Source organism: Marinomonas sp. 5E14-1, assembly GCF_039939215.1.
Lineage (GTDB): Bacteria > Pseudomonadota > Gammaproteobacteria > Pseudomonadales > Marinomonadaceae > Marinomonas.
Genome location: NZ_JBDXMW010000019.1, coordinates 37449 through 48160, shown reverse-complemented (window position 1 = coordinate 48160; position 10712 = coordinate 37449). Strand labels below are relative to the sequence as shown.

Annotated in this window: 10 protein-coding genes; 3 read left to right on the top strand and 7 right to left on the bottom strand. The window is 42.7% G+C overall.

Annotated elements, in window-relative coordinates; all coding sequences use genetic code 11:
* The first annotated feature begins 368 nt into the window (after positions 1-368).
* Positions 369-1379 (top strand): phosphotransferase, encoded by a 1011-nt coding sequence (locus ABFY09_RS14320; RefSeq protein ID WP_347984959.1) that lies wholly within the window; start codon positions 369-371, stop codon positions 1377-1379.
* On the opposite strand, the gene hrpB is transcribed toward ABFY09_RS14320, so the two are convergent.
* Positions 1374-3908 carry an ATP-dependent helicase HrpB gene (gene hrpB / locus ABFY09_RS14315; protein WP_347984958.1) on the bottom strand — a complete coding sequence of 845 codons (2535 nt, stop codon included), beginning with the start codon at positions 3906-3908 and terminating at the stop codon, positions 1374-1376. The genes ABFY09_RS14320 and hrpB overlap by 6 nt on opposite strands.
* A 131-nt stretch (positions 3909-4039) precedes the next feature.
* Here hrpB and ABFY09_RS14310 point away from each other — a divergent pair, with 131 nt between their 5' ends.
* Both ABFY09_RS14310 and ABFY09_RS14305 read left to right on the top strand, forming a co-directional pair.
* A complete protein-coding gene (locus ABFY09_RS14310; RefSeq protein WP_347984957.1) occupies positions 4040-4315 on the top strand; it encodes a hypothetical protein in 276 nt (91 codons plus the stop codon).
* A 109-nt stretch (positions 4316-4424) separates the two neighbouring features.
* Positions 4425-5258 (top strand): ion transporter, encoded by an 834-nt coding sequence (locus ABFY09_RS14305; RefSeq protein ID WP_347984956.1) that lies wholly within the window; start codon positions 4425-4427, stop codon positions 5256-5258.
* Between the two features lie 45 nt (positions 5259-5303).
* On the opposite strand, the gene ABFY09_RS14300 is transcribed toward ABFY09_RS14305, so the two are convergent.
* The 6 genes from ABFY09_RS14300 to ABFY09_RS14275 are packed head-to-tail and all read right to left on the bottom strand — an operon-like array spanning position 5304 to position 10712.
* Complete coding sequence (locus tag ABFY09_RS14300; RefSeq protein ID WP_347984955.1) at positions 5304-6533, bottom strand: beta-ketoacyl-ACP synthase; 1230 nt, start codon at positions 6531-6533, stop codon at positions 5304-5306.
* On the bottom strand, positions 6533-7258 hold the full coding sequence (fabG, locus tag ABFY09_RS14295; RefSeq protein ID WP_347984954.1) for a 3-oxoacyl-ACP reductase FabG: 726 nt from the start codon (positions 7256-7258) through the stop codon (positions 6533-6535). The genes ABFY09_RS14300 and fabG overlap by 1 nt, the downstream gene beginning before the upstream one ends.
* The gene (locus ABFY09_RS14290) at positions 7251-7712 is read right to left on the bottom strand and encodes a hotdog family protein (RefSeq protein ID WP_347984953.1); all 462 of its coding nucleotides are present in this window, start codon (positions 7710-7712) and stop codon (positions 7251-7253) included. The genes fabG and ABFY09_RS14290 overlap by 8 nt, the downstream gene beginning before the upstream one ends.
* Positions 7709-8875 carry a beta-ketoacyl-ACP synthase gene (locus tag ABFY09_RS14285; protein WP_347984952.1) on the bottom strand — a complete coding sequence of 389 codons (1167 nt, stop codon included), beginning with the start codon at positions 8873-8875 and terminating at the stop codon, positions 7709-7711. Before ABFY09_RS14285 ends, ABFY09_RS14290 begins: the two co-directional genes overlap by 4 nt.
* Positions 8872-9471: a DUF3261 domain-containing protein gene (locus ABFY09_RS14280; protein WP_347984951.1), complete on the bottom strand. Its 600-nt coding sequence runs from the start codon at positions 9469-9471 to the stop codon at positions 8872-8874. The genes ABFY09_RS14285 and ABFY09_RS14280 overlap by 4 nt, the downstream gene beginning before the upstream one ends.
* Positions 9459-10712 carry an NAD(P)/FAD-dependent oxidoreductase gene (locus ABFY09_RS14275; RefSeq protein WP_347984950.1) on the bottom strand — a complete coding sequence of 418 codons (1254 nt, stop codon included), beginning with the start codon at positions 10710-10712 and terminating at the stop codon, positions 9459-9461. The genes ABFY09_RS14280 and ABFY09_RS14275 overlap by 13 nt, the downstream gene beginning before the upstream one ends.

Sequence of the window (10712 nt, the reverse complement as noted above, 5' to 3'; positions counted from 1 at the left end):
TAAGAAATGGAAGATCTGATTTAGAAATAAGAGCGTCTTGCTTCCATTTACTTGCGCCTGTTTCGTGAGTTCAACACATCTGCATAAATGACAACTAAGACACTCTATTGACTCGTAAGTCTTCTCCTTAACTACGCTTGTGTAAATGCAAAAAAGGAGCCGTTTGGCTCCTTTTAATAAGCAGTCTATTTATCCACAAAACGACTCAAGAAGAGCGTTTGCTTTTAGGTGTTAATAACTTAGGCACTTATCCACTTCGTTTGCTGCGCCAACGCAAAGTAAGAAATGATTTAGTAGTTAAATATAAGTCGGTATCAGAATTAGGTTATTATTCTTATTCAATTTAATAATGACGACGATTTGAGATTATGACGCCAGAAATTTTTATCAAACGTGCTCTTAATGCCACTCAGGTTCGTCGTGTCGAGCAAGTTCAAAGTTTGTGGAGTGGGTATGGGGAAATCGTTCGTTTTTCCGTAAGCGGCTCTCAGCAAGCATCGAGTGTGATTCTCAAATCTATTCGTTTGGATCTAATTCAAAATCATCCTCGTGGTTGGCAATCGACGTTTTCTCACCAACGTAAACTTAAGTCTTATCATGTGGAGTCGGCTTGGTATCAAGCTTGGTCACAACTCTGTGGAAGCCATGAGCGTGTTGCGGCTTTGTTCGGTCATTGGCAAGAAGAAGGACGTATTTACTTGCTGCTTGAAGACTTGGATGCGACTGGTTTCCCACGTCGTTGTGATTCCTTGAGTGTTGAAGAGGCGTGCGTTGTCTTGCATTGGTTAGCGAACTTCCATGCACGTTTTCTCAACGCAGAATACCAAGATGATAAAAACCAAAACTGGCCAAAAGACTTATGGAAAAGGGGCACTTATTGGCATTTAGCAACGCGTCCTGATGAATGGAATGCCATGGAAGAAGGTGAGTTAAAAAACGCAGCGAGTCAACTAGATCAAAGGTTAAATCATGCCCAATATCAGACAATCGTTCATGGTGATGCGAAGTTGGCAAATTTTTGTTTTAGTGAGTGTTTAGACTCTGTCGCCGCCGTTGACTTTCAATACGTTGGCCGCGGCGTTGGTATTCAAGACCTTGCTTACTTCCTTGGTAGTTGCTTTAGTCAGTCAGAGTTAGCATTGCATTTGGATTACTTATTAGAGAATTATTTCTCTGAGTTATCTCGTTGCATTTTATCGACAGGGGAATCACCAGATGTGGCCGATGCTGTGGCGAATGAATGGTGTGAGCTATTCCCGATTGCATGGGCAGATTTTCATCGTTTTATTATGGGTTGGCTACCAACACACAAAAAGAATACAGAGTTTAGTCGTCATATAACGGAACAAGCATTACGCGAATTAAGTAAACCATTATGAAGACCTCAGTGCTTTGTTTGTCTTAGAGGTTGCTTGTGCTTCTAAAGGGTTTTCTGGCCATGGGTGTTTAGGATAACGACCGCGCATTTCTTTACGAACTTCTGGGTAAGCCTCACGCCAGAAAAACGCCAAATCTTGAGTCACTGCGAGTGGTCGTTGACCCGGAGATAAGAGTTCAATACGGATACTTTGATTAAACACCGTTGGACTGCTTGTACAACCAAACATTTCCTGTAATTTCACTCTTAATGTTGGGACCAGCTCACAATAATCTACTGAATGACTTGAACCAGATGGTACTGTGATTCTTGCTGGAACTTGTTTATTTAGCTTTTGCTGTTGTGACCAATCTAACTGGTTCAATAATATTTCTGAGAGGGGCAGTTTGTTCAAGCTTTGTTGGTTGGTTACCTTGCCTAAATATGGCGCAAGCCACGTTTCTAAACTCTGCAATAATGTGTCATCTGAGCAGTTCGGCCAAGCCATGTCATCATACTTGTTGTTTGTGTCGTGTTGAAAGGCGAACTGTATGCGCGCCTGCATTTGTTTGCTGGCGTTATCCCAAGGTAAAGCATGAATGCCTTCGTCTCGTATGTATTGGCAAACCGCTTCGCTGATCGTTGACTCAGAAGGAGAAGGTTGCTTTTTGGCATCGATTTTGAGCTTGCCAATCCAACGTTGAGACTCACTAATAATACGACCGTCGCTTTTCGACCAAGCGGTATGCTCTTGCGTTTCGGCAAGTTGGTTTAATAGCGAAAATGCCACAGGTGTGCTGAGGAAAATACGATCCTCATTGGCATTTTTGTGACCGCCAATATCCAATGCAATGATCCATTCATTTTGTGCACAAGGATCATGAACCGGCAACGAGGCTTTACGTCCATTGGACAATTTAAAATACACCTTGTCTTGTGCTTGATTGATGCGCTGTCCGATGCGATCGGCAAATGCAAAGACCAACAAAGACGCAGGGTCGTATTCTAAAGAAGCCTCTACTTGCTTATCTATATTGAGCTGTTGGCTACGGTGCTGCCATTGTTTTTGAGTTTTCAAATAGGCGTGGCGAGGGCGTTTACTCTTTATGTTGAGATCGTCTTTTAGCCAATGTAATCGATCTGACAAATCACTATGATGCTGAGTAAAAGGGTCGCCTTCGGATAAAATGGTACACACCGCGCTGGCAAGTTGGCTATTGTTCTGACGCTTGCCTTCAATGAGAATTCGAGCCAAACGTGGTTCGATGCCAAGCTGGCTCATGTGTTCGCCTTGCGCTGTTAATTGCAAGCTATCTTGGTTTTCTAAGGCGCTAAGCTTGGTGAGCAAATCCACTGCTTGTTGCCAATGGCTTTTTGGCGGTTCCGTTATCCAATCTAACTCTAAGCGTTCTTGTGCGCCCCAGCGAGCCAGATCCATTACCACATTGCTCAAGTCACTTATTTCAATTTGAGGCTGCGCTTGAGGCGCTAATCGAGACTGTTGTTCTGCGCTCCACCAACGATAACAAACGCCCGCTTCTATTCGTCCTGCTCGGCCCATGCGCTGGACACTTTCGGCTTGGGTGACACGTCTCGTGTGTAATCGAGTTGTGGCGGTGTTTGCATCAAAATGTGCTTCTCGGCTTAAGCCGCTGTCGATCACTACACGAATGCCTTCTATGGTTAAACTGGTTTGGGCAATTGCGGTGGCGAGGACAATTTTGCGCATAGGCGCAACCGCCGGCTGAATCACTGCTTCTTGTTCTTTCAAACTGAGTTCGCCATAAAGCGGCAGAATACTCACCTGACTCTCGTTAGCGAAGCTGTGTTGGAGCTGTGTTGCGGCGCGGCGTATTTCTCTTTGGCCCGGAAGAAACACCAAGATACTGCCTGATTCTTCATGGAACGCTTGGCGTGTTAATCGAACCACTTCGTCGGTTACGTCATCGCTTTTCAACGATTTATTAGAATAACGTATGTCGATAGGAAAGCTGCGTCCTTGGCTGGTGAGCGTCGGACAATGCAATCGAGATTCCAGCAATGCTGTGTCGAGTGTTGCCGACATCACTAATAATTTCAGTGGTTCTTCGTCTCGGTAGAGTTCTCTGGCTTGTAGACACAAAGCAAAGGCCAAATCTGAATGCAAGTTACGTTCATGAAATTCGTCGAAAATAACCAAAGCGATATCACTTAAGCTTGGATCATCGTGCAACATGCGCGTTAATACGCCTTCAGTGACAACCAGTACTTGAGTGCGGAGACTTTCTTTGCCTTCATGACGAATACGGTAACCGACACGTTCACCAAGCGGTTCTTGTAAGGTGTCCGCAAGGCGTTGCGCCGCGGTTTTCGCTGCCAAACGTCTTGGCTCCAACATAATGATTTTACGGCCTTTTAACCAAGGTTCTTCCATCAAAGCAATTGGCACAACTGTGGTTTTACCTGCGCCGGGCGCCGCTTCCAGTATGGCTTCATGATGATGTTGGAGTTGTTTTTTCAACTCAGGAATCAATTGATAAATGGGTAAATCGTTTGACATAACAGGGCTCATTGTTGTTCTGCCTCTATGATAACGTGTTGTTCTACGTTCTATGGCGTTTGAGTAAAAAATGATCAATATTTTTTAAGGTTTGATTCATTTGTGTCATACTGTCTCTCTTCCATCTTTTGAAGGAGAATCCTGTGCAATCTGATCCAGACGCCTTATTGAAGAATAACAAAGAGTTAATTCATTCCGATGCCATGAAGGTGAAATCCCATGTGCAACGTCCGCAAGAAGATTGGGTGCTGCATACCTTGATGATTGAGGGTTACGACGTGCCATTTCGGTTTAAACGCCAAGGAAAATATCGCACGTTATTGGGTTCACGGGTGAATCTTACCTATTATCCGTCACACGAAACTGTGGCTGGGATTCCTGTTGAAATTATGAAAGTGGTTCGTGTAAAGCGGACGTAATCTTTAATCGCCAATTCAAAAGCCTTTTACTTTTCTTCCAGAGAAGATCAATTTAAGATGTGATGATCCGTGCTATACGGGACATTTTTATAACTGGGCGAAGAGAATAATGGCAGTAAGTCTTTCTGAAAAATTGCTTAATACGATGAAACATATTGAGCGTAGTGTTTGGTTTCAAGGTTTTATCATCGCTATCATCGTTGTTGCTGCGTTAACCGTAGGAGCAAAAACCTACCCTCTACCTTACAGTGTTGAGCTGGCGATTAATTATCTAGATGCTTTCATCACGATATTCTTTTTGGTAGAAATCAGTTTGCGTTTTATGGCTTGCGACGACAAACGTCGATTCTTAAAAGACCCATGGAACTTGTTCGACACCATTATCGTGATTGGCAGTTTGGTGCCTCTCTCAGACACAGACATGATTCTGGTTGCTCGTTTATTGCGAGTCTTCCGAGTTCTACGTCTGGTTTCGATTATTCCCGATCTGCGCTTTTTAATTAACGCCTTATTAAAAGCCATTCCTAAAATGGGCTATATCGCGCTTTTGATGTTTATCATTTTTTACATCTTTGCCGCGGTTGGTTCAATCTTCTTCGATCAGGTTAATGACGAATTGTGGGGTGATATCGCAATTTCGATGCTGACTCTGTTCCGTGTTGCAACCTTTGAGGATTGGACGGATGTCATGTATGAAACAATGGAAGTATATCCAATGAGTTGGGTCTTCTACATTGTTTTCATTTTCTTAACGGCATTTGTATTTTTAAACATGATGGTCGGGGTAGTACTTGATGTTATGACTAGAGAAACTGCCGAGAAAGAGCAAGAAAATCAGGATAATCATCATCATGCTTTAGTGGCTCAAATCTCCGAGCTGCAAGCACAAGTGACACGACTCGCGGACAAAATAGATTCGCAAAACGATAAGTTAAAAGACTAAATAAAGATGCTGGTTAGCTGACTTTCTTAGCTAACCAGCATCCGCCTAATGACTATATCTCTTAAAAATCAAAGACGTGTTTATTCCTCCAAAGGCAAAATTATTGCTCATCACGTAATCTGTTTTTATCTCACGACCTTCACCTCTTATGTAATCTAAATCACCACATTCAGGGTCAATGGTGGTTAAATTTACCGTAGGACAAAACCAATTATTTCTCATCATCTCAATAGAGCACCAAGCTTCTAATGCACCGCAAGCCCCTAAGGTGTGACCGGTATAACTTTTTAATGAGCTTATTGGTATTTTATTTCCCATGATTTTTGCGGTGGCGTTACTTTCTGCAATATCACCTCGGTCTGTCGCAGTGCCATGAGCATTAATGTAGCCAATATCTGATGGCTCTATTTCTGCATCCACTAAAGACAAACGTATGGCTTCTTGCATAGTTTCTGCATTTGGCTGAGTAACATGCTTACCGTCTGAATTAGTACCAAAGCCTATAATTTCAGCGTAAATTTTTGCGCCTCTGTTTTTCGCATGTTCCAATTCTTCAAGAATCAAAGAGCAGCCGCCCTCACCAATGACTAAACCATCACGATCTTTGTCGAAAGGGCTTGGGCTTAGATGTGGAACATCATTTTTAACGCTTGTCGCGAAAAGCGTATCAAAAACCGCAGACTCTGTAGCACACAAACCTTCGCTCCCACCTGCAATCATTGCTGTCTGCATGCCATACTTAATGGCTTCATAAGCATAGCCAATACCTTGACTGCCAGAGGTGCAAGCACTTGAGGTGGTGAAAACACGACCATGTAGACCAAAGAAGACACCAATATTAACGGGTGCCGTATGTGCCATCATTTTAATATAAGAGTTAGCGTTCAAGCCATCTGTCGAATTTTTTGTAAGCATGTTGCCAAAATCGATATAAGATATGGAGTCTCCTGCAGAAGAGCCATAAGCAACACCAACTTGACCACTGTTAAGAAAAGGGTCGTTAAGTAGTCCTGCGTCTTCTAATGCACGTTCTGCACTGCATACGGCAAACTGAGCGACACGCCCCATACTTCTCAGTGTTTTACGCGAGTAATGCTTCGGTAATGTAAAATCAGTAACTGGTGCGGCTAATCGTGTATTTAATCCATCGTATTTATCCCAGTCATCCATGCGTTTGATGCCTGTTTTAAAACTTTTCAAATTTGCATAAATTGTCTCCCAATCATTACCGATAGGAGAAAATCCTGCTATTCCAGTGATTACGACTCGTTTCATTAAAACATTCCACCATTTACTGAGATTACCTGACGCGTTATATAAGCTGCGTCTTCAGACATTAAAAAGCTTACCGTTCCTGCGACTTCATTAACACTGCCTGCTCGTTGCATTGGCACCATTTTTAATGCCTCTTCTAAAGGGAGGTGCTCTGTCATTTCTGTTTCGATAATGCCTGGAGCCACGCAGTTTACTGTGATTTTTCGTTTGGCTAATTCTACTGATAATGCTTTGGTAGCACCAATTATGCCGGCTTTAGCTGCGCTATAATTCACTTGTCCACGGTTACCCATCTGGCCAGAAACGGATGATAATGTCACGATACGCCCGGGCTTTCGGCGGCGAATCATCGGCATAGTGATAGGGTGAAGCACATTATAAAAACCGTCTAGATTGGTTTTGAGTACTTCGTCCCATTCTTCTCCAGGCATAGCAGGAAAAGCATTATCGCGGGCGACACCTGCATTACAAACTACGCCAAAGTAAGCGCCAAAGTCTTCCATGTCTTGTTCTAAAACAGAACAAGCTTGATCTCGGTTAGATAGATCGAACTGTAAAATTCGAACTGCTTGACCCAGTTCTTGAATTTGCTTTGCAACAGCTTCTGCATCTTCTATTTTAGAGCGACAATGTAAAACAATATCATAGCCGTCTTTTGCTAGCCTGAGAGCAATTGCTTTACCTATTCCTCGACTTGACCCTGTCACTAGTATTGTTTTATCCATGTGGTGCATCCTTTAAAAATTCGTCTGCGTTTTCTGGCTGAAAGACATTTAATCGTGCAGATGCTTCGCAAGAATCCGAGCTGTTTAGTGTGCAATCAAATGTCCCCAAGCCATTATCAGCTTGCAGGTTTTCAATGACTTTAATTGTTAGTGTTGAGCCAATAGCAAAATATTCTTTAGAGCTTGTGTATTTTCGCGTACCGAGGAGAAAGCCAAGCTTTGGCGAGCCGCCATGTTGTCGTTCCTGTAAGCCGGCATAAGCTGCTATGGCTTGAGCTAAATATTCCAGCCCTACCCAAGAAGGTACGCCTAATCTATCAGAAAACATGGAGTTTGCTTTAATATCCACTTCAGCCGATAGCCAGCCATCACCATAGCCTACTATTCGGGTTAACAAACTCATGCGTTCAGAATGTGGTACGAGTTCGGCGACGCTATAATTTGCTTCCATCATAACTTCCTTAAGATAAGCGAAATGTTATTCCCGCCAAAGGCAAAAGAGTTACTCAGAGCATAATTGAGAGTGCAATTATGCTCTCCATTGCTCAACCCAATTTTTGGTAAATTGCCATCTTGGCAACCATCCCATAAGTGCTTGGGAATCATACCGTTCTTCAGTGCTAGCCAACAAATTGCTGCTTCAAGTGCGCCTGCCGCACCTAAAGTATGACCTGTAAAAGGTTTGGTTGAACTGCAAGGAGTATTACTTCCGAAGACTTCCGCGACAGCTCTCGACTCCATCTGGTCATTCAATTCGGTTGCTGTGCCATGAAGGTTTACATAGTCTATTTCATTTGAATTAATCTTGGCGTCTCTTAATGCGGCCGTCATACAGTTGACAGCACCTTGGCCTGATGGGTCGGGTGCGGATATGTGATGAGCATCAGAACTTTCTCCGACGCCCACTAACTCAATATCACCTATTTCCTTTGATACGATAAACAAAGCTGCGGCTTCACCAATATTGATGCCTTTTCGGTTGGTGCTGAACGGATTACATTGCGCTGTACTGACCGCTTCTAAAGATGAAAATCCCTGCACTGTTAGTCTACAAATAGTATCCACGCCACCTGCGATAACCGCATCACAAACACCTGCACGAATAAGTCTACGGGCAGAAGCTAATGCTTTGGCGCCAGAAGAACAGGCTGTCGAAACACCAAAAATAGGGCCACAGACATCAAAAGCCATTCCTAAGAAGGATGCGGTTTCTCCCATCTCTTGTTTGCCGTAGTGATAGGATTCTGGCAATAGACCTGTCTCAAATTGTGCCTGCATGGCTTCTTCATTATCGCCAATGCCTGATGTAGAAGTTCCAATAATGACACCGATGCGTTCTTTGCCGAATTTCTTAATCAATGCTTGAACGTCAGGCAAAATGGGTTGAGCTGCTGTCCAAGCCATTTGATTGTTTCTGCTGTGCCACTTTTCATCCTTGAGAGGGATTACTGCCAACTTTTCTTGAACTAAAGCTAGAGGCAACGGATTCCCTGTTGGATGGTATTTTTTAGAAAACTCAAGTTGTGGTTGCCCAGTGAGTAAGCGCTCTTTTATATCATTAGTATCTGCACCTAAGGCACTGATCATGGACATTGAGCTTAGAAAACAACGAGTCAAAGCGGTAACACCTCTTGGTCGAATGTATGAATATCAGTAGTGTAACGATCACCATGGTGAGCTATGGCGACGTTGTCATCCTCTATTTTGATTTCCAATAGTAGGGCGTTTTTATAGTACAAATGTCGTTGATGAGGCTTTATTTCTATGTGCCAACCTTGAGACTCTGGGTAACCGAGCTTAATCTCTGATTCCGGCCAATAAGTAAATTGAATCATTGCGAGAATGTCTTTACTGGGTAGCTCTACACCTGCATCATTTTTTTCTTCAAAGCCATTTTGATCATATAGTAAATACAGAAAAGTTTGCCCGGTAGGTAACAATGCAACGAGCTTTGTTTCTTGTGGTGAAAAGCGAGTGACTGCAATAAACTGTTTTGCTTGTGTGTACTTCTCTATGGTGACCTTTTGCTTTAATACCTGTGTTGTCGTCCCTTGAATGGGCGGCAGCAATATTAAACCGTCTATTGGTCTTTCAACGGTACGGAATAGACTGCAACCTGATAAAGCAATCAGGCTATATAGCAAACATACTCGCATTAAACTCGGTACTGTTGTTCTGGGTACGGTGAATTTGAACATAGTTAAGATTGGCATAGTTCAGCTAGTATCTTTAATCGATTAGGGTCTTTCACATACGGGTTTTTAGTGTCCCACGCATAACCTGCTAATACAGAACTGATCATTTCTTTTATTTTGAGTGACTTATCTTCGGTGAATATGACGTCCTGTAATGAACCATCATACCAACCTTGAACAAATGTTTTGAAAACCCCCACACCTTGTTTTAATGGTTGGCTATATTCTACTTCCCAATCAACGACTTCACCTTGCAGTTTTTTGTGCAAGGCTTGTGTTGCCAAATCGGCTGATTTTAGGGCGATGGTAACACCAGAAGAAAAAACAGGATCAAGGAATTCACCAGCATTACCTAATAAAGCAAATTTATCACCATATAGACTGGTGACATCACAAGAATATCCGTCTAACTTTCTAATTTCTGTGTCGAATTCTGCTTCTTTTAAGTAGCCATGCATCATAGTGGCTTTTGAAATATATTTAAGGAGCAATTCTTTATTGTCTGCTGCGTTGTCACCTACTGAATTGTTGTCGTAAATGTCCCTTGGAAGAATGACACCAACGGATGCTCTGCCATTGCTAAAAGGGATTAACCAATACCAAATTTGATTGTTGTCAGGGCAGACAGAAATTAATATTTTATTGCGGTCATATTCTGGGTGAGTAATCCCATCTTTAATGTGAGTGAAAAGTGAAACACGAGGGGATAGACTGGATTCTTTCTCTAAGTTTAGAAGCTTGGGTAACACGCGACCAAAGCCGCTCGCATCTAGAACAAATTTAGCCTCTACTTGATACGTCTCGCTTTCACTATTTTCATTGATCACATCAAGCTGGACGCGATCACCAATATCTTTATATGAAGCAACACTGTGTCCATAACGTATTTCTGCGCCATTTTCTTCGGCACAATTAGCAAGAACCTTATCAAATTGAGCACGCTGAACTTGATAGGTTGTTCCCCAACCCGCCGAGAATTTTTGCCTAAAATCGAAAAAGTCATACTTTTCATTAGTTGCAAAAGCAGCACCGTTTTTATATTGGAAACCAGCCTCAATAACAGCTTTAAGCATACCAGCGGATTCCAATATTTCCATGCATTGAGGAAGCAGACTTTCTCCAATTGAAAAACGTGGGAAGTGTTGTTTTTCTAAAACCAATACCCGATAACCTTTTTTTGACAATATAGTTGAAGCCACAGCTCCTGCAGGTCCTGCGCCGATTACCACTACATCATAGTAATTTTGCGATTTTTCCAT

Coding starts and splice junctions, on each gene's coding strand:
- ABFY09_RS14320 (WP_347984959.1), top strand. CDS start 369: ATGACGCCAGAAATTTTTATCAAACGTGCTCTTAATGCCACTCAGGTT.
- hrpB (WP_347984958.1), bottom strand. CDS start 3,908: ATGAGCCCTGTTATGTCAAACGATTTACCCATTTATCAATTGATTCCT.
- ABFY09_RS14305 (WP_347984956.1), top strand. CDS start 4,425: ATGGCAGTAAGTCTTTCTGAAAAATTGCTTAATACGATGAAACATATT.
- ABFY09_RS14300 (WP_347984955.1), bottom strand. CDS start 6,533: ATGAAACGAGTCGTAATCACTGGAATAGCAGGATTTTCTCCTATCGGT.
- fabG (WP_347984954.1), bottom strand. CDS start 7,258: ATGGATAAAACAATACTAGTGACAGGGTCAAGTCGAGGAATAGGTAAA.
- ABFY09_RS14290 (WP_347984953.1), bottom strand. CDS start 7,712: ATGATGGAAGCAAATTATAGCGTCGCCGAACTCGTACCACATTCTGAA.
- ABFY09_RS14280 (WP_347984951.1), bottom strand. CDS start 9,471: ATGCCAATCTTAACTATGTTCAAATTCACCGTACCCAGAACAACAGTA.
- ABFY09_RS14275 (WP_347984950.1), bottom strand. CDS start 10,712: ATGGAAAAATCGCAAAATTACTATGATGTAGTGGTAATCGGCGCAGGA.